Origin of the sequence: Bradyrhizobium sp. F1.13.3, from assembly GCF_040548265.1 — a bacterium.
Lineage (GTDB): Bacteria > Pseudomonadota > Alphaproteobacteria > Rhizobiales > Xanthobacteraceae > Bradyrhizobium.
Window position 1 is genome coordinate 238,144 of record NZ_JBEPRI010000004.1, and the last position, 26,491, is coordinate 264,634.

Sequence of the window (26,491 nt, forward strand, 5' to 3'; positions counted from 1 at the left end):
CGATTTTAATGTCGGCCCGGTCGTGGAGCTTCAACCCGCCGCCGCGTCGAACTGCGTGCTCGCCTCGAGCCACTGCTCCTCGGCGCGCGCGAGCGCGTCGGCTGCGTTCGCGCGTGCTTTCGACAGTTGCGCGGCCTGCTTGGGATCGCGGGTGAAGATGTCGGGCAGGGCGAGCGCAGTGTCGATCTTGCTGATGATCTCGCTGACGCGGGCGATCTCAGTTTCGGCTTCCGCGATACGTTTCTTCAGCGAGCCGCGATTGTCCGATCTCGGACGCTGCGGCTTCTCGCTCACCGCGCTGCGCTCGCGCGGGGCGGGCTCGCCATTGCGCGCGGACAGCACCAGGCGGCGATATTCGTCGAGGTCGCCGTCGTAATTGGTCACGGTGCGGTCGGCGACGATCCAGAGTTGGTCGGCGCAGGACTCGATGAGATAGCGGTCGTGCGAGACCATGATGACGGCGCCGGGGAACTCGTTGATGGCTTCCGCAAGCGCTGCGCGGCTGTCGATGTCGAGATGGTTGGTCGGCTCGTCCAGGATGATCATGTTGGGGCCGAAGAAGGTCGCAAGCCCCAGCAGGAGCCGCGCCTTCTCGCCGCCCGACAATTTTCCGACCTTGGTGTCGGCCGCCTTGCCGGAGAATCCGATGGCGCCGGCGCGTGCGCGCACCTTTGCCTCAGGCGCTTCACCCATCAGCTTGCGGACGTGGTCGTAGGTCGAGGCATCCTCGTTCAATTCGTCGAGCTGGTGCTGGGCGAAATAGGCAATCGAGAGCTTGTCGGCGCGGGTCACCTTGCCCGAGAACGGCGCGAGGCGGCCGGCGAGCAGTTTCACCAGCGTCGACTTGCCGTTGCCATTAGAGCCGAGCAGCGCGATGCGGTCGTCATTGTCGACGCGCAAGGTGACGCGGTTAAGGACGGGCGCGTTCGGGTCGTAGCCGACCACGACGTTGTCGGCGGCGATGATCGGCGGCGACAGGATTTTCTCGGGCGCGGGAAAGCTGATCTCGCGCACGTCCTGGGTGACTAGCGCCGTGATCGGCTTCAGCCGCTCCAGCATCTTGACGCGCGATTGGGCCTGGCGGGCTTTCGAGGCCTTGGCCTTGAAGCGGTCGACGAAGGCCTGCAGGCGGGCGCGTTCGGCTTCCTGGCGCTTGACCGCTTTGGCATCGAGCATCTCGCGCATGGCGCGCTGCTCCTCGAAGGAGGAGTAGGTGCCTTTGTAAAGCGTGAGCTTGCCGCGTTCCAGATGCAGGATCTGGTCGACCGAGCTTTCCAGCAGGTCGCGGTCATGGCTGATCACGATCACGGTGCGCGGATAATGCGCGAGGTGATCCTCGAGCCACAGCGTACCTTCGAGGTCGAGATAGTTGGTGGGCTCGTCGAGCAGCAACAGGTCGGGAGCCGCGAACAGCGTTGCGGCGAGCGCAACGCGCATGCGCCAGCCGCCGGAGAATTCGGCGCAAGGGCGGAGCTGGTCGGTGGCCGAGAAGCCGAGGCCGGAGAGGATGGCTGCGGCGCGGCTCGGTGCCGAATGCGCGTCGATGTCGACCAGCCGGGTCTGGATCTCGGCGATCCGGTGCGGGTCGGTCGCGCTCTCGGCCTCGCTGAGCAGCGCGTCGCGTTCGAGGTCGGCCTTGAGCACGACCGAGATCAGGCTCTCGGGGCCGTTCGGCGCTTCCTGCGCAAGGCTGCCGACGCGCCAGCGGGGCGGCAGGGTCACTGTGCCGTGCTCAGCCGCAAGCTCGCCGCGGATCACCTTGAACAGGGTCGATTTGCCGGTGCCGTTGCGACCGACCATGCCGACGCGGGATCCGGGCGTGATCTGCACGGAACTCTGGTCAATCAGAAGGCGTCCGGCGAGGCGGATGGAGAGGTCGGTGATCGAGAGCATGCGGCCTTGTCACCGCAGCCGGGGTCAAACGCAACCCCGTTTTTCCGTGTCCGCAAGCCGGTTCTTGTGAAGTCAGTGCGAATCGCGGTCGCGCTGCTTCAGCTCATTGAGGAGTTGCTCGAGGTGCGTCGGCAGCCTGGCCTCGGGCCGCAGGCTCTGCTGGAGCCGTTCACCCACCGCATCGCGGATCGAGCGGCTGGTGCGCCGGTCGATTTGCTCGCTGTCATCGGCGAAAAGGCTAACCATCGCAGGGTTCCGTGTTCTCATAGAAGCGACACGGTACCAAGTCCTTGGCCCCCAAATGGTTTCGCCACTCGCGGCGATTGCGCGGCATTCTAGCAAAAATTGTGTGAAGCCGTGCAATATCCCGCTCCGAATACAAAGCCCCGGCGCTGGGGGACGCCGGGGCTTCGCTCGGAAGGTACCTTGGGGGGCACAGGTACCCTTGGTTGGTGCTCTTGGAAAGGTGCTGTCGGGCTCAGTAACAGCGGTTGATCATCCGCCAGCGGGGTCCCCAGGGGGTCGGGACCAGCCGGCGCACATAGCAGCCGCCATAGCCGTAGGAGACGACGGGGCCGCGGGCATAAAAGCGCGGTCCACCCCAACTGTGGCCGTGGTGCCAGCCACCGCCGCCATGCCAGCCGCCGCCATGCCCGTGCGCGGAGGCGGAGGTCGGGGCCAGCGCGGCACCGAGCGCGACCACGGCGACCGCGGCGAGCGAAAGTTTCCTCAACATGGTGATCTCCTCAAAACTGCCGGCGCGGGGCTATCGCGTCGATGGAAAGGCCGCCGAAATGGTCCGCCTCGGGCAGAGGCTTTGGTTTCGATGGACCTGAGGTTATCCGAGCGAGGCTGAACCAAACCCTGACGAGGCCTTCAGATTGGGTTCATCTGGGTGAAATCGTTGTAATCCATGTTGGAATTCGGCGCCTGGCCTGCGGCGAAGCGCCCGCGAGTCGGTTTTGGCGGTCGCTTGCCGTATGGCGAAGGCGCCGATATAAGCCCGGCAACTCCGAACCACCGTTTTCTCTTCAAGGACATGATCATGGCCATCGAACGCACCTTCTCGATCATCAAGCCCGACGCCACCGCGCGTAACCTTACCGGTGCGGTTAACGCCGTGATCGAGAAGGCGGGCCTGCGCATCGTCGCGCAGAAGCGCATCCGCATGACCAAGGAACAGGCCGAGACCTTCTATTCGGTCCACAAGGCGCGCCCCTTCTTTGGCGAGCTCGTGGACTTCATGACGTCGGGTCCCGTGGTGGTGCAGGTGCTGGAAGGCGAGGGTGCCGTCTCCAAGTATCGCGACGTGATGGGTGCGACCGATCCGTCCAAGGCGGCTGACGGCACCATCCGCAAGCTCTACGCAAAGTCGATCGGCGAGAACTCCGCGCACGGTTCGGATGCCCCGGAAACCGCCGCGATCGAGATCGCGCAGTTCTTTTCGGGCAACGAGATCGTCGGCTGATCCGTCAGCCGATAATTTAACGAGACGCGGCGAAAGGACGTAGTGTGAACTGGCTCTGGCAGATCTTCGATCCCGCTACGATCGGGGCATTCTTCACCCAGTTCCGCGTTGAGATGGCCGAACCGACCTTCTGGGTCGCGGTCGGCAAGATCATCTGGATCAACATCCTCTTGTCCGGCGACAATGCGCTGGTGATCGCGCTCGCCTGCCGCGGGCTCAAGCCGCGGCATCGGCTGTGGGGCATGATCTTCGGTGCCGGCGCCGCGGTGCTGCTGCGGATCATCTTCACGGGCATCGTCGCGAGCCTGATGGAGCTGCCCTACCTCAAGCTGGTCGGCGGTCTTGCGCTGATCGTGATTGCGGCAAAGCTGCTGGTGCCGGAACAGGAGGACGAGGACGGCGTCGAGTCGGCTTCGCATCTGTGGCAGGCCGTGCAGATCGTCGTCGTTGCCGACATCGTCATGAGCCTGGACAACGTCATTGCGGTGGCCGCGGCCGCCAATGGCAGCGCGCCCTTGCTGGTGCTCGGTCTTGCCATCAGCGTGCCCTTGATCGTTGCCGGTGCGGCGCTGATCATGGCGCTGCTTGCGAAGCTGCCGGTTCTGGTGTGGGCCGGCGCGGCGCTGCTCGGCTGGATCGCGGGCGAGGTGATCGCGACCGATCCCGGCATCGCGCCGAGGCTGCACACGCTGTTCGACGGTCCGTTCGGCGCCTCGCTCGACAACATGCTCGGCGCCCTGCGCATCCCGCCGCAATTCGCCCATGGCGGCGGAGGCGGCGAATATCTCTGCGCAGCTCTCGGGGTCGTCGTCGTGCTGGTCGTCGGCTCCATCTGGCGCCGCCGCAGCATGAGCGCGGCCGCTCTGGAGTCCTCCGAACGCCACGCCAAGGCATCGGCGGAGTGATCTCTGCGGCAGCCTCCGTCCGCACCAAGCCTGTTGTCGCCTACGGAAGCCGCGCCGGACTGGAACGGCGCAGCATTGCCATGGCGATCCTTCCATAATTAGACGTTGTCTTATTCTAAAGTACTGAAAACAAAACCGTTTTCGTTGACTCGGTGACTGTTCCCGCTGCACGTCGCTCCGGTATTCATTTAATCAAACCGGAAGCTGTTAAGAGATGCCGCCGAGAGTCACTTGCCGCCCTGTTGCTGTTCTTGCTGTTGCCTTCAGATCCCGACCGAGGATCTCCAGACCGACAGCTTTCGCGGCCTCTGTGATTTCCATCGCCTTGTTCAGCGACGGCTTCCTTCACGGCAGCAACGCGCAGAGCGCTGTGCCGGAGACAGAGCGGGCGACAACGTTGCCGGCGGTGACCGTTACGGCAGACGTGCCGAAGCAGCGCGCACGCGCACGTTCCAATCCCGGCCGAAGAGCAGCCCGCGGAAGCTCGCCCGCAGTTGGGCAGGTCACGACGCAAGCGGAAGGAACTCCCGCAGCGCCGAAGCCCGGCACGCTGCCGCCGGCCTATTCAGGCGGGCAGGTGGCCCGCGGAGGGCAAATTGGCTTGCTGGGCAACAGGGACTTCATGGACACCCCGTTCAACATCACCAGTTACACGGCGAAGAAGATCGAAGATCAACAGGCCACCACGGTCGCCGATGTCGTCAGCAACGATCCCTCGGTCCGTTTCACGGGGCAGACCGGTGGCATTCTCGACTCCTTCTTCATCCGCGGCTTTCCGATCGGCGAGGGGAATGTCGGAGAAATTGCCTTCAATGGCGTCTATGGTGTTGCACCAAACTACCGTGTGTTCACCGACTACGTCGAACGCATTGAAATCATCAAAGGCCCGACCGCGCTGCTTTACGGTATGGCTCCGAACAGCAGCGTCGGCGGCACCATCAACATCGTTCCGAAACGCGCAGGTGACGTCGATCTCACGCGGGTTACCACCGACTACGCCACGAACTCCCAGTTCGGCACGCATCTCGACGTGAGCCGACGGTTCGGCGAGAACCGCGAATTCGGAATTCGCGTCAATGGCAGTTATCACAACGGCGATACGCCGCTCGACAACCAGAGCCGCCAGGCGCATGTCGGCTCTGCGGCGTTCGATTATCGCGGCGAGAAGTTCAGGGCTTCGCTCGACTTCATCGACCAGGAAGAAAAGTTCGACGCGCCCGCAAGGCCGTTTCTGGTTGCGACAGGCGTCGCTGTCCCGGCCGCTCCGGTCGGGAGACGCAATGTCACGCAGGCCTGGGAGTTCGCTAAGGTCCATGACAACTCGCTGCTAGCACGCGCCGAATACGACGTGACCGATTCCGTGACGGTGTTCGCCGACGGCGGTGGCGGCAGGACCCAGGTCGATCGTCTGTTTGGTACGCCGACGATCCTGAATTCGGTCGGCAATACCAGTTCGACACCCGGCCGCTTCAAATTCGATATTGACAGGAACGTCGCCGACGCCGGCGTGCGCGCCCGGTTTGAGACCGGTGCGATCAATCATGCCGTGAGCTTCCAGGGGAGCTACTACACCGATCAATTGTCGCGAGGTTCTGTTTCCGGCGCGCCGGTGCTGTCTAATATCTATGCCCCGATCGCCCGTCCGGAGCAGCTCGTTCCGGCTCCCGCGACTGTTCCAAAGCTTTCCGATACCGAATTCACCGGCCTCGCGCTGGCCGACACCTTGTCGGTCTTTCAGGAGCGCATTCAGCTGACCGTCGGCGTCCGGCAACAGGGCGTGAAGTCGAACAACTACAACACCGCCACGGGTGCCGTTAGCGCTTCTTACGATCAAACGGCGCTTACGCCGATGGTCGGCTTGGTCGTCAAGCCCTGGAGCCACGTCTCCCTGTACGCAAACTACATCGAAGGACTCAGCAAGGGGGATGTCGCACCAACGACGGCGAGCAATTCCGGAGAAGTTCTTGCACCTTATTTCAGCAAGCAACACGAAGCCGGCGTCAAGATCGATTTCGGCATGCTGGCCACCACGATCAGCCTGTTCGAGATCACCAAGCCGTCGGGGCAGTTGGGTGTCGACAAAGTCTTCCGGGCCGACGCCGAACAGCGCAATCGCGGCCTGGAGTTCACGGTATTCGGAGAGGTGCAGACAGGCCTTCGCGTGCTTGGCGGCGTGACGCTGATCGACCCGGAGCTGACGAAGACGAGCACGCCTTCCAATCTCGGCAAGACGCCGATCGGTGTACCTCAGGTGCAAGCCAATTTGTCCGCCGAATGGGACGCCCCATTCGCGCCCGGGCTGACGCTGGTCGCAAGCACCATCTATACGGGATACCAGTATCTGGATGCGGCAAACACGCAGGTCGTTCCGGCGTGGACGAGGCTCGACCTCGGTGCCCGCTACAACACGCGCATCAACAACCGGCCTGTCACGTTGCGGGCGCTGGTCCAGAACGTGTTCGATAAAAATTACTGGTCGGGCGTGGCAAGCTTCTCCGCGCTCTCACAGGGGGCTCCGCGGACCCTGCTGTTGTCGATGTCCACGGATTTCTGAGTTGAAGCGGCCTGGACGCGTAAGGCGCAGGCTTCTCTGGGCTCACCGATGGCTCGGGTTGACCGGCGGCATCGTCGTGGTGCTGATAGGCCTCACGGGAAGCTTCATCGTCTTCTATCGGGAAATCGACGCTGTTCTTAATTCCGCGCTTTACGTCCCCGCCGGTCCCGCACAAAAGGTCACCTTGAGCGAGGTGATGCGCGCCGCCGCGGCGGCGGATACCGCGCCGATTTCCACGATCCTGGCTCCGGACCGGACTTGGCCGGTCTGGGTCGTGATACACGCGCACGAAACCGCGACAGGTCGATACCCCAATCGCTGGACGACCATGGTCGATCCGTCGAACGGGAAGGTTCTCGGACGGCGTGACTACATAAATGCGTTCGCCCTCCAGGTTTACCGTCTCCACTATACGCTGCTGCTCCATGAGTGGTGGGGCAAGGAGCTGGTCGGCACTGTCGGGTTCGTACTGCTCGGCTTGGCCGTCTCGGGCCTGTTCTTGTGGTGGCCGAAACCGGGGCGGTTCTGGCGCTCGGTATCGGTGAGCAAGGACGTTTCGCTTCTTCGATTTGTTTTCGACGTCCACGGCATGGCTGGTTTTTGGGCGCTGTTCGCGCTCACGATGATCTCGATCACTGGTGTCGGGATCATTTTTCCTGGCGTAGTGCGTCCCATTATCGGGCTCGTGTCGCAACCGACACCTGATCCTTCGCCGCGGATCGAACTGCCGGCCGCAGGGACGCCGCAGCTCTCAGCCGATGCGATCGTGCGAATCGTGCAAGCGGCCAGGCCGGATACGACGATTGCCATGTTCGATCCGCCAACCGAAACGCGCAACACCTGGCGCGTGCAGTTCCGGGCCGAAGGCGCTGATGCCGCGGTACGTGCGCGGGGGGCGATCTGGCTCGATCCATGGAGCGGTGCGGTGGTGCACGATCGCACTTCGGGCGCCACGTCGATGGGCGATCGCTATCTGGCCGAACAGCTCTGGATCCACAACGGTGCGACGTTCGGACTCGTCGGGCGTCTGTTCGTCTTCGCAGCCGGCTTCGCTCCCCTCGTTCTGTTCATCAGCGGCGGGATCATGTGGCTCAAGAAACGTCCGGGCAGGATCAGGTTAGGCTAGCCGATCTACCGCCGGACGATCGAGCCGGCGCGGTTGATCAGCCGGGCGAGCGCGCGGAAGCGGCTGCCGACGCGATCCGCGACGAGGTCGCCGAGGCGGTGCTCGAACACCAGCAACAGCTTGCGGCCCAGGCTGCGGAAATGCGTCGCGGGCAAGACGCCCGGACGCGCCGCCGAGATTAGATGCGCGACGCGGAAGGCCGCGCCCAGCAGGCGGGCGCGTTCGAGCTGCGCCGGCGTCAGCAGCTCCTGCATGGCGACCGGCGGCTGGTTTTCCTCGCTGAGGCCCGCATAGCGATAGAACACGGACAACCCGACGAAGGCGCGCTCGGTGTGGGTGATCGCGCCGAAATTGCCGTTGACGACGAGGCTCAGCGTCTGCTCGCCGCGATGGTCGGGATGCACGCGCCAGCCGATGTCGGACAGCAGGCACGCGGCGTGGCGGAGGCGGCGGTCCTCCTGGGTCTCGCGCAGCTTCACCACGCGCGCGAGGCGGTCGGTCCAGGCGATCAGTTCGCGCGCATGCTTGGCCGAACGCGACAGCAGCTGGTTCAGCTCCTCGGCCGCGCAGATCAGTCCGTCCTTGTTGCGTTCGGACTCCGGCAGCTTCTCGTGCAGCAGGCCCTCGCGCACGCCGAAGGTCGAGAACACGATCGTTTTCGGCTTCGCCACCCGGATGATGTGCTCGAGCACCAGTGCGGCATAGGTGAGGAGCGGGCGCCGGGCATCGGCGACGATCTCGATGTCGGCGAGCATGCCCGCGGCTGCAAGCCGGCGGAGACGACGCGAAAAATCGAGCGCCTCGGCAGCCGAAATCGAATAGCCGTGCATTACCTGGAGCGGATAGCCGCTCTGGATGATGTGGATGCGCGCAAGCGCGCGCCAGGTGCCGCCGACCGCGTAGAAGCTGCGGCCGCTCCCTGCCTTGAGCTGCGGCACCCCGTCGAGCGCTTCGCGCACGATGCGGTCGGCGCGTTTCAGGGATTTATGCGCGAGGTCCTGCAGCGCGAGGCCGCCGAGTGGCAGCGTCACGCCGCTGCGCACGGTGTTTTTGCGCACGTCGATCAGTTCGAGCGAGCCGCCGCCGAGGTCGCCGACGATGCCGTCGGGATGATGGATGCCGGAGATCACGCCAAGCGCCGACAGCCGCGCCTCGCGCGGGCCCGACAGGATCTCGATCTTCACCGCGCAGATGCGCTCGGCTTTCGCGATGAAGTCGGGGCCGTTCGAGGCGTCGCGGCAGGCGGCGGTCGCAATCGCAAACACCCGTCCGACCTGCATGACCCGGCACAGCGCACGGAAGCGCTTGAGCGAGGTCAGCGCCTTGTCGACGGCGTCAGGCGCGAGCAGTCCCGTGCTCTGCACCTCGCGCCCGAGGCCGCACAGCGTCTTCTCGTTGAAGATCGGAATCAGGCTCCGCGTCAGTCCCTCGTAGACGACGAGACGGACCGAGTTGGAGCCGATGTCGATGACCGCGACGCTCGAGCCGCGCTTGCGCGGCCGCTTCACGTCGACGATCCCGGATCAGGATTGATGACGTTCATTACGGCGCGTGAGGCGGCGCGGCGAGGATTCCTTGAGCGACTTACCACGGCCAGACAGACTCGGATTTGTCATGAAGTAGTTGTGGACGTTGAAAGGCTCCTCGCCCTTCGCGGTCTTCATACGCGTTGAGGACCCGTCCGGCAACAATTGCCAGCTCTGCTCGTTGTCCTTGAGGTTGGCGACCATGATCTGTTCGAGAACCTGCTGATGCACCGTGGGATTTTGCAGCGGACACAGCACCTCGACGCGGCGGTCGAGGTTGCGCGGCATCATGTCGGCTGAGGAGATATACACAGCCGCTTTCGCGCTCGGCAGGCCCTGGCCCATGCCGAAGCAGTAGATTCGGCCGTGTTCGAGGAAGCGTCCGATGATCGACTTGACGCGAATGTTCTCAGACAATCCGGGAATGCCGGGTCGCAGGCAGCAGATACCGCGCACCACGAGCTCGACCTGCACGCCGGCCTGTGAGGCCTCGTAGAGCGCGTCGATGATGTCGGGGTCGACCAGCGCGTTCATCTTCATCCAGACCGCACCGGGCCGGCCGTGCCGCGCATGCGCGGTCTCGCCCTGGATGTGCTCGATGATGCGCTTGCGCAAGGTCAGCGGCGAGACCGCCATCTTTTCCAGGTCGCTCGGCGCGGCGTAGCCGGTGATGAAGTTGAACACGCGCGCGGCGTCGCGGCCGATGGTCGGATCCGAGGTGAAGTAGGAGAGGTCGGTGTAGATGCGCGCGGTCACCGGGTGGTAGTTGCCGGTGCCGGTGTGGACGTAGGTCGTGAGGCTTCCGCCCTCGCGCCGCACCACCATCGAGAGTTTCGCGTGCGTCTTCAATTCGAGGAAGCCGTAGACGACCTGCACGCCGGCGCGTTCGAGGTCGCGTGCCCAGCGGATGTTGGCCTCTTCGTCGAAGCGCGCCTTCAGCTCAATCAGCGCGGTGACCGATTTGCCGGCTTCGGCGGCTTCCACGAGCGCGCGCACGATCGGCGAGTTGCTGGAGGTGCGGTAGAGCGTCTGCTTGATGGCGACGACGTCGGGGTCGCGCGTCGCCTGCTGGAGAAACTGCACCACGACGTCGAAGGATTCGTAGGGGTGATGGACGACGAGATCCTTCTGCCGGATCGCGGCGAAGATGTCGCCGCCTTGCTCGCGCACGCGCTCGGGATGGCGCGGTACATAAGGGGTGAATTCCAGATCGGGCCGGTCGAGGCGGGTGAGCTGCGAGAGCTCGTTCATGGCGAGCACGCCGTCGACCAGGAATACCTCGTCGTCGGCGGTCGACAGCGCGTGCTGCACGAAGTTGCGCAGCTGCTCCGGCATCTTGGCGTCGATCTCGAGCCGGATCACCGAGCCGCGGCGGCGGCGCTTCAGCGCGGTCTCGAACAGGCGGACGAGATCCTCGGCCTCTTCCTCGATTTCGAGTTCGGAGTCGCGGATCACACGGAAGGCGCCCTGGCCGTGCAGATTGTAGCCGGGGAATAGGCGGTTGATGAACAGCGCAGTGGCCTGCTCCAGCGAGATCAGCCGGACGACCTTGCCGTCAGCCGGCAGACGGATGAAGCGGTCGATCTTGCCGGGCATGCGGATCAGCGCGTTCATCTGCTTGCCGTCGGCGGCGCGCGTGAGCTGGAGCGCGATGGTGAAGCCGAGGCTCGGAATGAACGGGAAGGGGTGGGCGGGGTCGATCGCGAGCGGGGTCAGCAGCGGGAACACGTTACTGAGGAAGTAGTCCTCAACCCAGGTTCGTTCCGCCTTGGTGACCTCCTTGCCCTCGACCAGCACGATGCCCTCGTCGGCGAGCGTGCCGCGCAGGTCGCGCCAGATTGCCTGTTGGTCCGAGGCAAGCTGCGAGACGGTTCGGTTGATGAGCGCGAGCTGCTCGGATGGCGTCAGGCCGTCGGGGCTGCGCTCGGCAATGCCCTCGCGGACCTGGGCCTTGATGCCGGCAACGCGGACCATGAAGAACTCGTCGAGGTTATTCGCCGAAATCGACAGGAATCGCACCCGCTCCAGCATGGGGTGGCTGGGATTGACCGATTCCTCCAGGACGCGGCGGTTGAAGTGCAGCCAGGAGAGCTCGCGATTGATGAACCGCTCGGGGTTCGATGCGATCGCAGGCGGGCCCTCGGCTTCCGGGGCTTTTTCTTTAACTTCAACAGCTTGCGCAGAATCCATCAGAAGTCGGTCCATCCAGTTCGCCCCAATTTGCGACTTACGCGCAAAACCCGCGGGAGCATGTGTTAGAGCGATGACGTTTCGATGACATTGATGTTCCGCCGTCCGGCCGCGTCAAGCCGCCTTGTCAGACATCCCGGAGCAGCTCGGCGGCCAAGGCCCGGGTGACGGGGCGGCCGAGGCGCAGGGCCTCGCTGTCCAGCAGGTCCACGGCCCGTCGGGCGGCGGCCGAGGACCGCTCCAGGCGCGTGGCGAGGTAGCTGACCACGCTCTCGTCCACCGCGAGCTGGCGGTCGGCGCAGAATTTGACGATCAGGCCGCGGAAGAGCTGGTCGTCAGGCGGCAGCAGCGAGATAACGGGGACGGCGCGGAGCCGCGAGCGCAGGTCGGGGAGCTCGATCTGGAGAGATGCGGGCACCTCGCGTCCGGTGAAGAGGACGTAGGCGCCGTCCTCGCGGGCCAGATTCATCAGATGGAACAGGGCGCGCTCGTCGAATTCCCCGGCCTTGGTATCCTCGACCACCAGCGCGCCGGTGGCGAGCGCAGCCGGGACGGCTTCGGCGGTCAGCCCATTCGCCGTGGTCGAGCGGGCGCCTGAGGCCTCGGCCCAGATCGCGGCGAGATGGCTCTTGCCGCTTCCTTCCGGGCCGGCCAGCCACATGATCCGGTTCGGCCATTCCGGCCAGGCGTCGATGAGGGCAAGACCGGCGGCATTGACGGGGCCTTCGAGGAAATTGTCCCGGCTCAGGCTCTCCGCGTGCGGAAGCGAAAACGCCAATTGTCGGGGATGAACGCGGCCTGGCACGCTTGCTTTGCTCCGTGCCGGCGGGCCGGCTTCGTTTCAAGAGATGCGACTTCATCGAGCGGGAGTTGGCCTTTTGCGGGGCCGCTTCCCAACTCATTTGGCCTCGATCGTGCTCATGTGCCGCAACCACTCGACGAGATAGAGCGACACGGAGGAAAGCGTGAAGACCGTGACGAGGCCCATCAGGATGATATCATAAGGACCGGCTTTGAAGCCGAAGGCGAGGGCGGCCAGCACCAGCGCCGCGAATGCCACCTGGGCCACAGTGTTGAGCTTGGATACCTTCGAGGGCTTCATCTCCACAGGGCGGTCGAACAGCCAAGATATGATCACGGCAGCGACGATCATGATATCGCGCGAGACCACCAAGATGACGATCCAGCGCGGAATCGCGCCCCAGATGCCCAAGGCCATGTAGATCGAGACCAGCAGCGCCTTGTCGGCGAGCGGGTCGAGCAGGGCGCCGAGCTCGCTGGTCATGTTGAAGCGCTTGGCAAGGAAGCCGTCGACCGCGTCGCTGATACCGGCGATCAGGAAGACGGCGAACGCCACCTCCATTTGGCTCGACACGATGGCCCAGACGATGATCGGGACCAGCATGATGCGGCCCAAAGTAATGATGTTCGGTATACTCACACGGCGCTTCCCGGCACCCGGCCTGACCTCGAATTCGGCCCTTTGGAGGCTGAACCGGTTGATATCTCTACATAGTATACGGAGGCGCGCCATGCGAGCCATTGCGTGTCCCCGGAATTCGACGTAACCAGCCGCAAACCCACTGGAAATCGGGCATGACCGACCGCAAAAACGGCCTCACTTACGCCGATTCAGGCGTCGATATCGACGCGGGCAACCGCCTGGTCGACCTGATCAAACCGATGGTGCGCGCCACCGCGCGTGCTGGCGCCGACGCCGAAATCGGCGGTTTTGGCGGCCTGTTTGACCTCAAGGCCGCCGGCTTCAAGGACCCCATCCTAGTGGCCGCGACCGATGGCGTCGGCACCAAGGTCAAGATCGCGATCGAGACCGGCCTGCATGGCGGGATCGGCATCGACCTCGTCGCCATGAGTGTCAACGACCTCGTGGTGCAGGGCGCCGAGCCGCTGTTCTTCCTGGACTATTTTGCCTGCGGCAAGCTCGATCCGGAGGCGACCGCGTCGATCGTCGCCGGTGTCGCCGAAGGCTGCCGCGAATCCGGTTGCGCCCTGATCGGCGGCGAGACGGCCGAGATGCCCGGCCTCTACAAGGACGGCGACTACGACCTCGGCGGCTTTGCCGTCGGTGCCGCGGAGCGGGGCACGCTCTTGCCGCGCAAGGACGTCGCCGCCGGCGATGCCGTGATCGGGCTGGCCTCGTCGGGGGTGCACTCCAACGGTTTCTCGCTGGTGCGCAAGATCGTGGAACAATCGGGCCTCGGCTTCGGAGCGCAGGCGCCGTTTGCGCCCGTCATGACGCTCGGCGGCGCGCTGCTGACGCCGACGCGGCTCTACGTCAAATCCTGCCTGCGCGCGATCCGCGAGACCGGCGCGGTGAAGGGGCTTGCCCATATCACCGGCGGCGGCTTCACCGACAACATTCCGCGCGTGCTGCCGAAGCATCTCGGTGTGGGTATCGATCTGGCGCGTCTGCCAGTGCTGCCGGTGTTCAAATGGCTGGCCGCGCAGGCCGGCATCGCCGAACTCGAAATGCTGCGGACCTTCAATTGCGGGATCGGCATGATCGCGATCGTCGAACCGGACAAGGTCGACGAGGTCGTGGAGGTCTTCGCCGATGCCGGTGAGACCGTGGCCCAGCTCGGTACCGTGATCCCGGCCGAGGGCGAGCATCGCGTCGTCTATAACGGCCATCTCGATTTGGCGCTGTAGTGACCGGCGCTGTGATGAAACGCCGCGTCGCCATCCTGATTTCCGGCCGCGGCTCCAACATGGCTGCGCTGATCAAGGGCGCGACCGCGCCGGATTTTCCGGCGGAGATTTCGCTCGTCATCTCGAACAAGGCCCATGCGCAGGGGCTGGAAAGGGCCAAAGCGAGCGGCGTGAAGACACTCGTGATCGAAAGCAAGCCATTCGGCAAGGACCGCGCCGGCTTCGAGAAGGCGCTGCAAGCATCGCTCGATCAGCACGGCATCGAGCTGATCTGCCTCGGCGGCTTCATGCGGCTGTTCACGGCCGAGTTCACCAGGGCCTGGTACGGGCGGATGCTCAACATCCATCCCTCGCTGCTGCCGTCGTTCCCCGGTCTCGACCCACACGGCCAAGCGTTGCGCGCCGGCGTCAAGCTGTCCGGCGCGACGGTGCACTTCGTGATCCCCGAGACCGACGCCGGCCCAATCGTGATGCAAGGCGCGGTTCCCGTCAGCGACCACGACACGGCGGACACGCTGTCGGAGCGCATCCTCGAAGTCGAGCACCGCATCTATCCCGCAGCACTGAGCCTGCTCGCGGCCGGCAAGGTCCGGATCGAGGGCGATGTGTGCAAGACCGCGGGCAGCGGGCCGTCGGAGAATTTTCTGATAGCGCCTTTGGCGCGGTGAAGCGCCGTCGCACTCGGAATACTTCGTCATACTCAAACAAAAAACCCCCGGCAGAGCCGGGGGCAACGTCATGATCTCTTGCGCAGACCGCGAGAGAAATCAGGAGACCTTGAGGTTCTCCGCGGATGCTTTGCCGCGGTTCTCCACGAGGTCGTATTCAACCACCTGATTTTCATTGAGGGTCGAGAGTCCGGCGCGCTCGACGGCGGAGATATGGACGAAGACGTCCTTGTCACTGCCGTTCGGCTTGATGAACCCATAGCCCTTGGTCGGGTTGAACCATTTGACGGTGCCCTTTTGCGGCATCCTCAGTCTCCTCCGCTAGATACAAAAACGACGCGGCCGCTTTTCGCGTGCCACGCCACAAACGGGCTTCCGGTAGTCTGTTCGAGTCTTGAGTCTCAATGTCGCGAAACGCACAGTCGAGCGGCCAATTCCGATTGTGTCCGATATTGCAACATGAAAATCGCCCGTTAGCAAGCCGCGCGCGAATTTCAAGAGCCCGACCGGAGTGCCCGTCCGCAATTTGCGACCTGTGGCCGCGGAACCACAATCGAAAGCAATGCCTTTGCCTTGACGCGCCAGCCGGTTGACCCTCAGTAACAGTTCGGCACAAATCGCGGCACGCGTGCGCCGCTCCTGTTGCATTTTTGCGCGCCGCCCTTTGCTTCGGGATTTGTCGCCATGTGCTGCACGTCGCAGCCCTCAGAGACACGGCAGGCGATCAGGCTGAACCGCGTCCGCCGGATCGCGGCTGCCGTGGCGTTTGCGCTCATCATGGTGCTGTCGACGACGTCAGGCTTTGCGCAAAGTCCGACGCCCACGCCCACGCCGACCCCGACACCCACGCCGTCACCGACGCCGATTCCGATGCCGACCGCGACCAATTACGACCAGTCGGCCGGCAACAGCGCGCTCAATCTCGGCTCGAATTTCCTGGAGCGGCTCGGCGACCGAGCATCTGGCGGCGTGAACCGGGCGTTTCGGACCAATCCCGGCGGCGGCGGCGCGTCGGCGAGCACGGAAGACCCGCGCTACCGCACCTGGTTCGAGGGTTACGGCATCACGGTTCGGACGGATGCGCAAGGAGACTTTGTCGGCGACAAGCGCAAGACGTTTGGCGGTGTCGCAGGCTTCGGCGCGCGGCTCGCGCCGGGTGTCAATCTCGGCTTCTCCGTCGACCAGAGCCACACCGACGTCGACGTGCCGCTCGCACTTCAGTCCGCGACGCTGGACCTGACCCAACTCGGCTTCAGCGGCTCGGTCGACAAGGGTCCCTGGACCTGGGCGTTCGCGGTGGTGCACGGCTTCGGCAAGGTCCGCTCCAGCCGGGACACCGGCCTGGGACTGGCGACCGCGGGTTATCGCGCCGCAGTTGACGGCGCGCTGACCGAGATCAGCTATTACTGGACCAAGGACCAGATGCGCATCGTGCCCAAGGGCGCACTGGAATATGTCCGCGCCACCAGCGTCGCATTCCAGGAGGTTGGCGGCCTCGATCCACTCAATGTCGGCTCGACGGCGCTCTCGCGCGCGCGTGTCATGATCGGAGCCGAGATCGGGCGCTACTTCATCTTCGACCAGAAGATCCTGGACCTGTCCGCCTATGGCAAGTTCGTCGACAATTTCCATCAGGACCTGGGATCGGTGCAGGTCAGCCTCGGGACCCAGAGCATCGTCGTGCCCGGCATCGGCGAGAGCCGCTACGGCATGGATGCCGGCGCCTCGGCCTCGCTCAGCCTGACCAACACGGCGCGGCTCTACGTCAATTACGACGGCAAGTTCCGCAACGAACTGACGTCGCATCAGGGCACGGTCGGCTTTGAATATCGTTGGTGAGGCGAAGCCTGCCCACGTCCGCCCAGAGCAGGATCGGAAAACCGCGAAGCGGTTTTCCGAAAAGATCACGCTCAAGCTTTACGTCGGCATTGCCGCGACATATCCCGTCAATCCAAAGCCCTCGCGCGCGGCCGTCATCATCGGCGCAAGCGCGTTCGGGTGGATGAACTCGTCGCGGAAACAGGGGTGGGTCTTGGGATCGAAGATTTTCTTCAGCCAATCGACCACGATCTTGTGGCGCTCGGAGGTGCGGAACTCCTTGTGATAGGTGAGCCAGAGATCGGCATGGTGGCTGACGCCGAGATCGACGGCAACGAGCGGGGCGCCGAGCGCGATTGAGACCGTCGGCAGGAATCCGATGCCGGCGCCGCGCTCCACTGCATAGAGCACGCCGACCGAGGAATTGGTCTTGATCCCGACGATGCCCTCGAGCGACTTAAGTCCGAGTACGCGGGCATAAGCGCCGTCGTCGACCTGCGGGGCGCTCTGCTTGATGATGCGGTGGTTCTTCAGCTCGGCCAGGCTCGCGGGCACGCCGTAGAGGTTTTCGTACTCCTTGGAGACGAACGGATAGATGTGCAGCCGGCCGAGCTTGGCGACGATCAGATCGGGATTGGTCGGTGGCTCGAGCTGGATCGCGATATCGGATTCGAGCCGCGCGACATCGGCCTGTTCCATCGCGCAGCGCAGGTCGACGGTGATCTTGCGATAGGTCTTTTGGAAGTCGATCAGTCGCGGCAGGATCCAGAAATTGCCGGGGCCTTCCGTCACCGCGACGCGTACGGTGCCTGACATGTCATTCGACGATCGCGAGGCACGCCGGAACACGTTGAAGGCATGACGCTCCATGTGCGCGACGTCGGCGATCATCGCGCTGCCTTCGTCGCTGAGCGTGAGCCCGCTCTGGTCGCGCAGGAACAGCTTGCAATCGATGCTCTCTTCGAGCCGGTCGATCCTGCGCATCAGGGTGGTGGAGGTGAGCCCGAGCTCTTCGGCGGCGTTGCGGAAACTTTTATATTTTGCGCAAGCTAAAAACAGTTTCAAATCGTCCCAGGACATGTCCAGGGCTTCTTCACGGTGCTGCATCATCGCAGCACCCCGGTGCAATAACTGCTGCATACGCCTGATCCCCAGCCGCTAAGCTCTTTGTCATAGCGGGGCACGAAAGCCGCGAACGATAGAGGGGTGACATGGGTATGGAAAGGGGCTCGTTTGCCGCAAGGCATGATTTCGACGCGCTGCCGCTCAGTCCGGATGTCGACGTCCGTCGCGCCCAATTTTCCGAAATAGCCGCGCTTTCGCAGTTGGCGCACCGGCTGGTGCCGGGCGTTCGGATCGGGGCGGCTGAGCTTGCAAAATATTTCGCCTTCGATCCCGACAGCATCCTGACTTTCAGCCGGAAGGGCAACCTCGTCGGCGGAATGGCTTTCCTGTTTCTCAACGATCGCGGGCATGATGGGCTGTTGCTCGACGAGATCTGCCTCACCGCGCCGGAGACGCGCCATCTCGCGTCCGCGAACGAGGACGTTTCCGCCATCTACATCTGGGCGATCGCGGCGACGGGGCGCGGCGTCGCCGGTCTCGGCAAAGCCGCGGCTCATCTGAGACAGCTAAGGTTTCGCAACTCGGATTGCTATGCGCAGCCGTCAACCGTGGCCGGACGCGACATCATGAAGGCGACAGGCTTCGAGCCTGTTCCAAGCTTCCAACCCGATCTGTGGTGCTACGAGCGGCCCTGGCATCGGCAGCCGATGCGCATGCCCGGCGCGATCATTCAAGCAAGGAGTTTTGCAGATGCACGGTACTAGGATTCCTCTCGCGAAGCCCGATTCCCGCGCCATCACCGTTCGCCTCGCACGCGATCTCAGCGATCTCATGCTGGTCACCTCGATCCGCTCAGCCGTCTATCTCGCCGAGCAGGATTGCCCGTTCGATGAGGAGTTCGACGGCAACGACATGGTCGCCGCGCATTTCATCGGCTATGTCGGCAACGAGCCTGCGGGCTGTCTGCGGGTGCGGTTCTTCGGCGATTTCGCCAAGGTGGAACGGCTTGCGGTGCGGCACCAATATCGGCGCTCGCGCGTCTCGTTCAAGCTGGTACAGGCGAGCGTCGACTATGTGAAGCGCAAGGGCTTTCGCAAGATCTACGGCCAGGCGCAGGACCGTCTGGTCGATTTCTGGGCCCATTTCGGCGCCAAGCCGCTCGGCCACAATCGCAAGATCACCTTCTCCGACTTCTCCTATACGGAAATGCTGCTGGAGATCGAGCCGGGCCCGGATGCCATTACCCTGGACAGCGATCCATACGTGATCATCCGCCCCGAAGGCGATTGGGACCGGCCGGGCGTGCTCGACGCCTCGGCAGGACGGGCCGTGACGTCGCCGCTGCGGGACGTCGCGCTCGCCGGCCGCTGAAACTGGTGCAGCTGCGCGCAAAACCATGCTGGTTTCCATCACCGACGATCCGCCGATCCTGGTCTGCGCGGATCTCCAGGTCGAATACCTGACCCCAGGACGTCGCCACGTCATCCTCGACGGCGATGACGCCACCGCGCGCTGCGTGGAAATGCTGACGCTGTGGCGCGTCAATCTCTGGCCGGTGATGCATCTGAAGCGCATCGCGCAGGCGGCCTGGTTCAATCCGGCATCCAGGCTGACCGATTGGATCGCGGAGGCGAAGCCGCGGCCGGGAGAAATGACGTTCGAGCACCCGCTGCCGTCGGCCTACAGCTCGTCGCGGTTTGTGGACTACATGTCCAATATCCGCAATGTCCGTTGCGTGCTCGCGGGCTTTTCCCTGGATGAAACCATTCTGGCCACCGCTATCGACGGGTTTCACCGCAGCCATCGCTACCAGATAGTGGCCGACGCGGTGGCCTGCCGGCAGCCGGGGACAGGCGATGCTGCCGCCTACAAGCATGCGGTAGTGAATGTGATCGGGAATTTTGCTACAATCCAGTCCAGCGCCGAACTGATCAGAACCAGCGGCGCCGTTGCGGTGTAGGCGGCCGCGATCGACGGATGGAGTGGGACATTGTCACGGGGAGATCAGCTCGAGGAGCTGGCAAGCGACCTGTCGCATGCCGCCGAGGCGGCGCGCCGTCTTGGTCTGCCCACGACGGTGTATCTGCTCTCGATGGCACTGGTGGAGGTGCGGGAGGCCGCTGCCGCCGTTAATGAGGGGAATGACGACGGCGCGGCGTGACGGCTTCCCGATGTGCGGCTTTGTGCAACGCTGCTGAGCGCTTGCCGCCCACGGATTGACGTTGCAAGTTTTGCGCGGTGGCAATAGCCAAGGAGCTGGATCATCGAGTGATGACGCCGGCCGCGCCGGCGACGTGACGCTTTCAAGGATGCCTGCAAATGTCCATGCTACCCAATTCGCAAGAGGCCCGGGATGTGGCCTATCAGCTCCATCCCTATACCAACGCGCGCGCCCATCAGCAGGCCGGTCCCCTCGTGATCGAACGCGGCGAGGGCCCTTACGTGTTCGACGCCTCGGGCAAGCGCTATTTCGAGGCGATGGCAGGCCTGTGGAGCGTCGGGCTCGGCTTCAACGAGAAGCGGCTGGTCGAGGCTGCGCACAAGCAGATGCAGGCGCTGCCGTTCTATCACACGTTCTCCGCCAAATCGCACGGGCCCTCGATCGATCTCGCCGAGAAGCTAGTCGCGCTCGCGCCGGTTGCGATGAGCAAGGTGTTCTTCACCAATTCCGGCTCGGAGGCCAACGACACCGTTCTGAAGTTGATTGCCTATCGCTCCAATGCGCTCGGCCAGCCACAGCGCAAGAAGGTGATCAGCCGGATGCGCGCCTATCACGGCGTCACCATTGCGTCCGCCAGCCTCACCGGCCTGCCGAACAACCACCGCTCTTTCGACTTGCCGCTCCCGAACATCCTGCACACGGGCTCGCCGCATTTCTACAAGGACGGTGCACCCGGCGAGAGCGAGGAAGCCTTCGCGACGCGGCGAGCCGAAGAGCTCGATGCGCTGATCCAGAAGGAAGGCCCGGACACGATCGCGGCGTTTTTCGGCGAGCCGGTGATGGGCGCGGGCGGCGTCATCGTGCCGCCGGCAACCTATTGGGACAAGATCCAGAAGGTTTTGAACAAGTACGACATCCTGTTGGTCGCCGACGAGGTCATCTGCGGCTTCGGCCGCACCGGCAAGATGTTCGGCTGCGAAACCTACGGCATCAAGCCCGACGCGATCGTGGTCTCCAAGCAGATCACCTCGAGCTATTTCCCGCTGTCGGCCATCATGATGAACGATCGCATGTTCGAACCGATCGCCGATGAGAGCAACAAGATCGGCGTGCTCGGCCATGGTTTCACCGCGGGCGGCCATCCGGTCGGCTCGGCGATTGCGCTGGAGAATTTGAAGATCATCGAGGAGCGGGGCCTGGTTGCGCACGCCGCCGAACTCGGTGGCTACATGCAAGGCAAGCTGCGTGAACTCACCAGCCATCCGCTGGTCGGCGAAGTCCGAGGCGTCGGCATGATCGCAGCGATCGAACTGGTACTCGACAAGGCGCGCAAGACCGCAGCGACAACGCCGGGCGCCGTCGGCGGCATGGCCAGCCGCATGCTGCAGGAGCGCGGCGTGATCTCGCGCAACATGCTCGACGCCATCGCCATCTGCCCGCCGCTGATCGTCACCAAGGCCCAGATCGACGAGCTGGTTACGGCGATATCAGGCGTGCTGGACGACATGAAGGGCGAAGTGGCGAAGCTGACGCCGGCGTAAGGGAAACGTCAGTGCAGGCGGAGCGATCCGCCGCGCTCTCGGTGTCGTCCTGGCGAAAGCCAGGACCCCATCACCACAGGGAGTGGTTTGGCGAAGATTGGTCGTTCGGTACAGCCACCGCCCGCCACGATAGATTCCGTGGTATGGGTCCCGGCCTTCGCCATGACGACAAGGAGGCATCGGGCCTATTCCGCCCGCTGGACCCCGATCACGCGGCCTTTCTCGACCGCCAGCGCCAGCTCGCCGCGCTTCAGTTTCAGTGCGGCCTCGCCGAACAGCTCGCGGCGCCAGCCGCGTAGCGCCGGCACGTCGGCCTCGTCGTCGGCCGCGATCTCCTCGAGATCGTCGACGGTCGCAATCACCTTGCTGGCGACCGCATGGCGCTCCGCGGTCATGCGCAGCAGCACCTTCAACAGCTCGACGATCGCGGCGCCATTGTTGTTGTTGCGCGGCTTTTCCAGCTTCGGCAGCGTGGCGTGATCGCGCGCCAGACCGCGCTCGACGGCGGCGACGATGTCGGCGCCCCATTTGGATTTCTCAAAACCCTTCGGCACGGAGCGCAGGTTTGCGAGCTTCTCGATCGTATTCGGCGCGTGGGTCGCGATGTCGCTGACGGCCTCGTCGCGCAGCACGCGGCCGCGCGGCACGTCGCGGCTCTGCGCCTCCTGCTCGCGCCAGGCGGCGACCTCCATCAGGACCGCGAGGTCCTTGGGTTTGCGCACTCGCGTCTTGAGCCGTTCCCAGGCGCGCTCGGGGTGGAAGTCGTAGGTCTTGGGCGAGGTCAGGACCTCCATCTCGATCGAGACCCATTCGCTGCGGCGGCGCTTCTTGAGGTCGGCATCGAGCGCGGCGAACACGTCGCGCAGATGCGTGACGTCGGAGACCGCATAATGCATCTGTTCCTTGGTCAGCGGCCGGCGCGACCAGTCGGTGAAGCGGTGGGTCTTGTCCGGACGGTGTCCGGTGACCTTCTCGACCAGCGCGTCGTAGGCGATGCTGTCGCCGTAGCCGAGCACCATGGCCGCGACTTGGGTATCGAACACCGGGTGCGGGATGATGCCCGCCTGGTGCCAGATGATCTCGATGTCCTGCCGGGCGGCGTGGAACACCTTCAGCACGGCCTCATTGGCCATCAGCTCGAAGAACGGCTTGAGGTCGATGCCCGCGGCCAGGGTGTCGATGACGATCGCTTCCTCGGCGCTGGCCATCTGCACCACGCACAGCAGCGGGTAATAGGTGGTCTCGCGCAGGAACTCGGTATCGACGGTAATGACGGGGTGCTTGGCCAGCCGGCTGCAGGCAGCCGCAAGGTCAGCGGTGGTGGTAATTAAATCCATGAACGGCCCATGACAAGTCCATCAGCCGTTCTGCCGAAAGCGCTGTGATGTCAAGGGGCTCGAAGCGAATTCGAGCCTTGCATTTGGGCCGGAATCGCATTTTCCGACGAAAATCCTATTCGTAGCGGACCCGCCGGGAGGGTTTGCGCGCACAAGGCAGCGCCACCACGACCACGCACATGGCGACCAGCGCCAGCCCCAGGAACTCGAAAACCAACAGATCCACGGCAAAACCCCTCAGAAACATCGCTAAACTTGTCTGGGGCGAATTGAGGGTTTGTTAATTCTCGTGGTTACCGGCGCCCGGGGTGGGCCGGATGGTGGACGCGGGGTTAACGGGGGCGGCCGTCCAACGAATTCGGCGCCCCGCATGACGGAGCGCCGAGGCTTGTCTTGCCGATGTCGCCGGCCTTACGGCAGCTTCAGCGATGTCTCCGCATTGTACGGCTTCAGCGTCTCGTCCGCCGCCTTCTGGGCGGCGACGAGGGCCTCCTTCGGCTGCTTCTTTCCGTTGAGGACCAGCATGACCTCGTCCTCCAGCGTCTTGCGCACCGGCACGGTCTTGTAGGTCGCAAACCACGGTTTTGCGACGTCGAGCTGCTCGACGGCGGTCTTGGCGTCCGGGTTCTTGTTCAGGAATTCGACCATCTCAGGCGTCTTGTAGGCGGCCATGTTCGGGGCGAAATAGCCGGTGGCGCGGCTCCACCAGCCGCTCTTCTCGGGCGAGGTCATCCACTTGATCAGCGTCCAGGCGGCCTTCTGCTTGTCGGCTTCCTGGCCCGCCGGAACGATCAGCGAGGCGCCGCCGATCGGCACGGCGTTGCGGACGTTGCGCGGGATGAACGCGACCTTGTAGGCGAACTTGGCATTGTCGCGCACATAGGTCAGCGAGCCCGTCGAGAGCATCATCATCGCGGCGTTGCCGGAGATGAAAGAGGTGCTGACGGCAGGGCCGGGCGTAGCGCCGGGTGCGTGAACCTTGTGCTTGGTGACGAGGTCGTTCCACCAGGTCAGCGCGCCCAGCATCGAGGGCGCGTCGTAATAGACCTCGCCGCCGAACTCCTCGTTGTAGTAGCGCCCGCCATTGGTCATGGTGAGCGTTTCCATCATCCAGCCGCAATAGTCGTAGGCGCAGGGGATCGCGATGCCCCATTGGGTCACCTTGTCACCCTCGCGCTTGGTGAGCTTTTTGGCCCAGTCGGTCAATTCGGCCCAGGTCTGCGGCGGCTTGCTCGGATCGAGGCCCGCTTCCTTCGCCTTGTCGGCGTTGATGTAGAGCAGCGGCGTCGAATTATGGAATGGCACGCCGTAGACCGAGCGGTTGATCACCGCGTTGCCCTGCAGCGCCGGAAAGAACTGGCCCAGAAACTGCTCCTTGGTGGTGCCGTCGGAGGCGATCAAGGGATCGAGGTTTGTGAGCTCGTTCTCGATCTGCATATCGAGCAGGAAGTTCGCCGACATGATCACGGCAGCCGGCGGCTTGCCGGCCTTGATCGAGGCGCGCGTCTTGATCAGCGTGTCGTCATAAGAGCCGGTGTAGACGGCGGTCGCCTTGATCGCGGGATGGGTCTGGTTGAACTCCTTGATCAGGGTGCCCATGTCGCGGGCGAGCTTGCCGTCGACGGGAACGGGAAAGAACAGGTCTATCTCGGTCGGGCCTTCGGCCAGCGCCGGGAAGGTGAGGGCGCTTGCCAAAGTGCCTGCGATGGCAAGGCCAAGCATGAGCCTGCGGGAAAATTGCATCGAGAAATCTCCTATTTGATGCCTGAGGTGACGAAAGAGCTGATGAAGCGTTTCTGGAAGATCAGGAAGGTGATCAGCAGCGGTGCGATCACCATCAGCGTGCCGGCGGCGATGGTGCCCCAGGCCTGCGTGCCTTCCGCGGTCGCGGTGAATACCGAGAGCCCGACCGTGAGCGGCCGCTTGTCCGGCGAGTTGATCACCATCAGAGGCCACAGGAAGTCGTTCCAATGGCTGGTCACGGAGATGATGGCGAAGGCCGAGAAGCTCGGCATCGACAGCGGCACGTAGATGTGGCGGATGCGCTGGAGAAGGCTGGCGCCGTCGATCAGGGCGGCGTCTTCCAGCTCGGTCGGTATAGCCTCGAACGCTTGCCGCATCAGGAAGGTGCCGAAGGCCGAAGCGAAGAACGGCATCATCACGCCGGTGAGCGTGTCGTAGAGGCCGAGCTGCGCCACCAGGCTCAAATTGGGCACGATCAGCAGCACAGGCACCAGCATCAGCTGCATCAGGAACAGATAGAAGATCAGCGTCTTGCCGGCGAAGTCGAGCCGGGCAAAGGCAAAGCCCGCCAGCGTGATCGTGAAGACCTGCACCAGGAGGATGCCGGTGCAGATGATGATGGTGTTGAGGGTGTAGCGCGGGAAATCGCCGATCTCCCAGGCGTCCCTGACGTTGTCGAGTGTCGGCTTCAGGCTCGGCATCAGCTCGGCCATCAGATTGATTCCGTCAGATGCCGGGCGCAACGTCGCCACGCCCATCCACAGGAACGGGATCAGCCAGATGACCGCGAGCAGCACGGTCAGCGCAAAGCCGAGCTTTGGCGTGATCTCGCGGCGCGTGGCGAGCGGGGCGTCCCTGAACAGACGGTCGACCAGCTTCATGACCCCTCGCGGTTTGCCATGGTCCGGAAAGAGAGCGCGGTGAGGCCCATCAGCGCCGCAAGCGTCAGCAGTGTCGCTGCCGAGGCCTTGCCGATGTCGTAGTGCTCGACCGCCTGCTGGTAGATGTAGAACAGCACGAGATTGGTCGCGTTGGACGGGCCGCCCTTGGTCATGACGAAGACGTGGTCGACCTGCGTGACCGCGTTGAGCGTGGCGATGACCGTGACGAACAGGAAGGTGGGCTTGAGCTCGGGGAGGATGATGTGGCGCAGCCGCTGGTACGGACCGGCGCCGTCGAGATGGGCGGCTTCCATGACATCTTCCGGCACCGCCTGCAGGCCGGCCAGGAAGAACAGCATGTAGTAGCCGGCGTTCTTCCAGATCGTGATGACCATGATCGCATAAAGCGCGATGTCGGAATCGCCGAGCCAGTTCGGCAGCACCGGAAGCAGGCTGCCAATGTAATAGTCGAGCAGTCCGACATTGGGCAGGAAGATGAACAGGAACAGCGCAGAGGCCGCGACCATCGGAATCAGCACCGGCAGAAACAGCGCGGCGCGCAGCACGCTGGTCACGGCGTTGGTGCGCGACAGCGCCAGCGCGAACAGCAACGCAAGTCCGATGCTCGGGACCGCGGTGCCGACGGCATAGACGAGATTGTTGACGACCGCGCCGGTGAAGGCGGGATCCGCAAGCACCGCTGCGATGTTGTCGAGACCGACGAAACGGACCGGCGCCCTGGGCGTGGCGCGCTGATACAGCGCGTCGACGAGGACGCGGCCCATCGCACCGTAGGTGAACAGCGCTAGGAAAACGAGCGATGGCAGCAGTAGCAGATAGGCCGGCAGCGAGGTTTTGAAGCGGTGAGAGAACCGATTCAGGATATGCAGGCGCGGTGGCGCCGAGGCCGCGACCGGGAGAGCCGCGGGTTCTGCGAAGCTCATC

At 64.0% G+C, this 26,491-nt stretch carries 26 protein-coding genes; 12 read left to right on the forward strand and 14 right to left on the reverse strand.

The features are described 5' to 3' along the window. Positions 1-30: 30 nt before the first annotated feature. The 4 genes from ABIB66_RS13455 to ABIB66_RS13470 all read right to left on the reverse strand — a co-directional run bounded on the left by ABIB66_RS13455 (position 31) and on the right by ABIB66_RS13470 (position 2,946). Positions 31-1,893 (reverse strand): ABC-F family ATP-binding cassette domain-containing protein, encoded by a 1,863-nt coding sequence (locus tag ABIB66_RS13455; RefSeq protein ID WP_354203927.1) that lies wholly within the window; start codon positions 1,891-1,893, stop codon positions 31-33. 72 nt (positions 1,894-1,965) lie between these two features. Next, the gene (locus ABIB66_RS13460) at positions 1,966-2,139 is read right to left on the reverse strand and encodes a hypothetical protein (RefSeq protein ID WP_247434138.1); all 174 of its coding nucleotides are present in this window, start codon (positions 2,137-2,139) and stop codon (positions 1,966-1,968) included. A gap of 232 nt (positions 2,140-2,371) precedes the next feature. Next, positions 2,372-2,629 carry a sulfur globule protein precursor gene (locus ABIB66_RS13465; RefSeq protein WP_354203925.1) on the reverse strand — a complete coding sequence of 86 codons (258 nt, stop codon included), beginning with the start codon at positions 2,627-2,629 and terminating at the stop codon, positions 2,372-2,374. Positions 2,630-2,769: 140 nt separating this feature from the next. After that, positions 2,770-2,946, reverse strand: a complete 177-nt coding sequence (locus tag ABIB66_RS13470) for a hypothetical protein (RefSeq protein ID WP_275167187.1) — start codon at positions 2,944-2,946, stop codon at positions 2,770-2,772. On the opposite strand from ABIB66_RS13470, the gene ndk reads away from it, so the two are divergent. The 4 genes from ndk to ABIB66_RS13490 all read left to right on the forward strand — a co-directional run bounded on the left by ndk (position 2,939) and on the right by ABIB66_RS13490 (position 7,946). Then, on the forward strand, positions 2,939-3,361 hold the full coding sequence (gene ndk / locus ABIB66_RS13475; protein WP_275167186.1) for a nucleoside-diphosphate kinase: 423 nt from the start codon (positions 2,939-2,941) through the stop codon (positions 3,359-3,361). The two genes, ABIB66_RS13470 and ndk, sit on opposite strands and share 8 nt — an antisense overlap. Before the next feature lie 44 nt (positions 3,362-3,405). Beyond that, positions 3,406-4,266 carry a TerC family protein gene (locus tag ABIB66_RS13480; RefSeq protein ID WP_275167185.1) on the forward strand — a complete coding sequence of 287 codons (861 nt, stop codon included), beginning with the start codon at positions 3,406-3,408 and terminating at the stop codon, positions 4,264-4,266. A gap of 622 nt (positions 4,267-4,888) precedes the next feature. Next, positions 4,889-6,820 (forward strand): TonB-dependent receptor, encoded by a 1,932-nt coding sequence (locus tag ABIB66_RS13485; protein WP_354204554.1) that lies wholly within the window; start codon positions 4,889-4,891, stop codon positions 6,818-6,820. Position 6,821: 1 nt separating this feature from the next. Then, the gene (locus ABIB66_RS13490; protein WP_354254938.1) at positions 6,822-7,946 is read left to right on the forward strand and encodes a PepSY-associated TM helix domain-containing protein; all 1,125 of its coding nucleotides are present in this window, start codon (positions 6,822-6,824) and stop codon (positions 7,944-7,946) included. A gap of 5 nt (positions 7,947-7,951) precedes the next feature. On the opposite strand, the gene ppx is transcribed toward ABIB66_RS13490, so the two are convergent. The 4 genes from ppx to ABIB66_RS13510 all read right to left on the reverse strand — a co-directional run bounded on the left by ppx (position 7,952) and on the right by ABIB66_RS13510 (position 13,103). Beyond that, positions 7,952-9,454 (reverse strand): exopolyphosphatase, encoded by a 1,503-nt coding sequence (gene ppx / locus ABIB66_RS13495; protein WP_354203920.1) that lies wholly within the window; start codon positions 9,452-9,454, stop codon positions 7,952-7,954. A gap of 15 nt (positions 9,455-9,469) precedes the next feature. Next, the gene (locus ABIB66_RS13500; protein ID WP_354204551.1) at positions 9,470-11,662 is read right to left on the reverse strand and encodes an RNA degradosome polyphosphate kinase; all 2,193 of its coding nucleotides are present in this window, start codon (positions 11,660-11,662) and stop codon (positions 9,470-9,472) included. A 127-nt stretch (positions 11,663-11,789) separates the two neighbouring features. Further along, positions 11,790-12,467: a P-loop NTPase family protein gene (locus tag ABIB66_RS13505; RefSeq protein WP_354203918.1), complete on the reverse strand. Its 678-nt coding sequence runs from the start codon at positions 12,465-12,467 to the stop codon at positions 11,790-11,792. Positions 12,468-12,560: 93 nt separating this feature from the next. Beyond that, a complete protein-coding gene (locus ABIB66_RS13510; RefSeq protein ID WP_027569696.1) occupies positions 12,561-13,103 on the reverse strand; it encodes a CDP-alcohol phosphatidyltransferase family protein in 543 nt (180 codons plus the stop codon). Positions 13,104-13,258: 155 nt separating this feature from the next. Here ABIB66_RS13510 and purM point away from each other — a divergent pair, with 155 nt between their 5' ends. Then, positions 13,259-14,332, forward strand: a complete 1,074-nt coding sequence (purM, locus tag ABIB66_RS13515) for a phosphoribosylformylglycinamidine cyclo-ligase (RefSeq protein WP_354203916.1) — start codon at positions 13,259-13,261, stop codon at positions 14,330-14,332. A gap of 14 nt (positions 14,333-14,346) precedes the next feature. Beyond that, positions 14,347-15,000, forward strand: coding sequence for a phosphoribosylglycinamide formyltransferase (gene purN / locus ABIB66_RS13520; RefSeq protein WP_354203914.1), 654 nt, complete (start codon positions 14,347-14,349; stop codon positions 14,998-15,000). Between the two features lie 99 nt (positions 15,001-15,099). Here the strand turns inward: purN and ABIB66_RS13525 are convergent, their stop codons facing one another. Continuing rightward, on the reverse strand, positions 15,100-15,306 hold the full coding sequence (locus ABIB66_RS13525) for a cold-shock protein (RefSeq protein WP_007591938.1): 207 nt from the start codon (positions 15,304-15,306) through the stop codon (positions 15,100-15,102). Positions 15,307-15,684: 378 nt separating this feature from the next. Between ABIB66_RS13525 and ABIB66_RS13530 the strand changes: the two genes are divergently transcribed. Further along, positions 15,685-16,839, forward strand: a complete 1,155-nt coding sequence (locus ABIB66_RS13530) for an autotransporter outer membrane beta-barrel domain-containing protein (protein ID WP_354203912.1) — start codon at positions 15,685-15,687, stop codon at positions 16,837-16,839. Between the two features lie 78 nt (positions 16,840-16,917). Here ABIB66_RS13530 and ABIB66_RS13535 read toward each other — a convergent pair whose 3' ends face one another. Beyond that, a complete protein-coding gene (locus tag ABIB66_RS13535; RefSeq protein WP_275167177.1) occupies positions 16,918-17,958 on the reverse strand; it encodes a LysR family transcriptional regulator in 1,041 nt (346 codons plus the stop codon). Between the two features lie 71 nt (positions 17,959-18,029). On the opposite strand from ABIB66_RS13535, the gene ABIB66_RS13540 reads away from it, so the two are divergent. The 5 genes from ABIB66_RS13540 (at position 18,030) to ABIB66_RS13560 (ending at position 21,585) form a co-directional block, all read left to right on the forward strand. Beyond that, positions 18,030-18,647, forward strand: a complete 618-nt coding sequence (locus tag ABIB66_RS13540) for a hypothetical protein (protein WP_354203909.1) — start codon at positions 18,030-18,032, stop codon at positions 18,645-18,647. Then, the gene (locus ABIB66_RS13545; RefSeq protein ID WP_275167175.1) at positions 18,634-19,254 is read left to right on the forward strand and encodes a GNAT family N-acetyltransferase; all 621 of its coding nucleotides are present in this window, start codon (positions 18,634-18,636) and stop codon (positions 19,252-19,254) included. Before ABIB66_RS13540 ends, ABIB66_RS13545 begins: the two co-directional genes overlap by 14 nt. A 25-nt stretch (positions 19,255-19,279) precedes the next feature. Beyond that, the gene (locus tag ABIB66_RS13550; RefSeq protein WP_275167174.1) at positions 19,280-19,843 is read left to right on the forward strand and encodes an isochorismatase family protein; all 564 of its coding nucleotides are present in this window, start codon (positions 19,280-19,282) and stop codon (positions 19,841-19,843) included. Between the two features lie 30 nt (positions 19,844-19,873). Beyond that, positions 19,874-20,044 carry a hypothetical protein gene (locus ABIB66_RS13555; RefSeq protein WP_275167173.1) on the forward strand — a complete coding sequence of 57 codons (171 nt, stop codon included), beginning with the start codon at positions 19,874-19,876 and terminating at the stop codon, positions 20,042-20,044. Positions 20,045-20,202: 158 nt separating this feature from the next. Continuing rightward, a complete protein-coding gene (locus ABIB66_RS13560) occupies positions 20,203-21,585 on the forward strand; it encodes an aspartate aminotransferase family protein (RefSeq protein WP_275167172.1) in 1,383 nt (460 codons plus the stop codon). 185 nt (positions 21,586-21,770) lie between these two features. On the opposite strand, the gene rnd is transcribed toward ABIB66_RS13560, so the two are convergent. The 4 genes from rnd to ABIB66_RS13580 form a co-directional block, all read right to left on the reverse strand. Then, positions 21,771-22,922 carry a ribonuclease D gene (gene rnd, locus ABIB66_RS13565; protein ID WP_007591909.1) on the reverse strand — a complete coding sequence of 384 codons (1,152 nt, stop codon included), beginning with the start codon at positions 22,920-22,922 and terminating at the stop codon, positions 21,771-21,773. 411 nt (positions 22,923-23,333) lie between these two features. Next, complete coding sequence (locus ABIB66_RS13570) at positions 23,334-24,665, reverse strand: ABC transporter substrate-binding protein (RefSeq protein ID WP_354254939.1); 1,332 nt, start codon at positions 24,663-24,665, stop codon at positions 23,334-23,336. Between the two features lie 11 nt (positions 24,666-24,676). Further along, on the reverse strand, positions 24,677-25,546 hold the full coding sequence (locus ABIB66_RS13575; RefSeq protein WP_354203903.1) for a carbohydrate ABC transporter permease: 870 nt from the start codon (positions 25,544-25,546) through the stop codon (positions 24,677-24,679). After that, positions 25,543-26,490, reverse strand: a complete 948-nt coding sequence (locus tag ABIB66_RS13580; RefSeq protein ID WP_354203901.1) for a carbohydrate ABC transporter permease — start codon at positions 26,488-26,490, stop codon at positions 25,543-25,545. Before ABIB66_RS13580 ends, ABIB66_RS13575 begins: the two co-directional genes overlap by 4 nt. Position 26,491: the final 1 nt, after the last annotated feature.

Bases quoted from the DNA above. Each gene is read 5' to 3' on its own strand.
- ABIB66_RS13570 (WP_354254939.1), bottom strand. From the start codon at position 24,665: ATGCAATTTTCCCGCAGGCTCATGCTTGGCCTTGCCATCGCAGGCACT.
- ABIB66_RS13500 (WP_354204551.1), bottom strand. From the start codon at position 11,662: ATGGATTCTGCGCAAGCTGTTGAAGTTAAAGAAAAAGCCCCGGAAGCC.
- ABIB66_RS13535 (WP_275167177.1), bottom strand. From the start codon at position 17,958: ATGCAGCAGTTATTGCACCGGGGTGCTGCGATGATGCAGCACCGTGAA.
- rnd (WP_007591909.1), bottom strand. From the start codon at position 22,922: ATGGATTTAATTACCACCACCGCTGACCTTGCGGCTGCCTGCAGCCGG.
- ABIB66_RS13455 (WP_354203927.1), bottom strand. From the start codon at position 1,893: ATGCTCTCGATCACCGACCTCTCCATCCGCCTCGCCGGACGCCTTCTG.
- ABIB66_RS13575 (WP_354203903.1), bottom strand. From the start codon at position 25,546: ATGAAGCTGGTCGACCGTCTGTTCAGGGACGCCCCGCTCGCCACGCGC.
- ABIB66_RS13470 (WP_275167187.1), bottom strand. From the start codon at position 2,946: ATGGCCATGATCATGTCCTTGAAGAGAAAACGGTGGTTCGGAGTTGCC.
- ABIB66_RS13460 (WP_247434138.1), bottom strand. From the start codon at position 2,139: ATGGTTAGCCTTTTCGCCGATGACAGCGAGCAAATCGACCGGCGCACC.
- ABIB66_RS13550 (WP_275167174.1), top strand. From the start codon at position 19,280: ATGCTGGTTTCCATCACCGACGATCCGCCGATCCTGGTCTGCGCGGAT.
- ndk (WP_275167186.1), top strand. From the start codon at position 2,939: ATGGCCATCGAACGCACCTTCTCGATCATCAAGCCCGACGCCACCGCG.
- ABIB66_RS13525 (WP_007591938.1), bottom strand. From the start codon at position 15,306: ATGCCGCAAAAGGGCACCGTCAAATGGTTCAACCCGACCAAGGGCTAT.
- ABIB66_RS13545 (WP_275167175.1), top strand. From the start codon at position 18,634: ATGCACGGTACTAGGATTCCTCTCGCGAAGCCCGATTCCCGCGCCATC.
- ABIB66_RS13465 (WP_354203925.1), bottom strand. From the start codon at position 2,629: ATGTTGAGGAAACTTTCGCTCGCCGCGGTCGCCGTGGTCGCGCTCGGT.
- purN (WP_354203914.1), top strand. From the start codon at position 14,347: ATGAAACGCCGCGTCGCCATCCTGATTTCCGGCCGCGGCTCCAACATG.
- ABIB66_RS13485 (WP_354204554.1), top strand. From the start codon at position 4,889: ATGGACACCCCGTTCAACATCACCAGTTACACGGCGAAGAAGATCGAA.
- purM (WP_354203916.1), top strand. From the start codon at position 13,259: ATGACCGACCGCAAAAACGGCCTCACTTACGCCGATTCAGGCGTCGAT.
- ABIB66_RS13540 (WP_354203909.1), top strand. From the start codon at position 18,030: ATGGGTATGGAAAGGGGCTCGTTTGCCGCAAGGCATGATTTCGACGCG.
- ABIB66_RS13560 (WP_275167172.1), top strand. From the start codon at position 20,203: ATGTCCATGCTACCCAATTCGCAAGAGGCCCGGGATGTGGCCTATCAG.
- ABIB66_RS13580 (WP_354203901.1), bottom strand. From the start codon at position 26,490: ATGAGCTTCGCAGAACCCGCGGCTCTCCCGGTCGCGGCCTCGGCGCCA.
- ABIB66_RS13530 (WP_354203912.1), top strand. From the start codon at position 15,685: ATGTGCTGCACGTCGCAGCCCTCAGAGACACGGCAGGCGATCAGGCTG.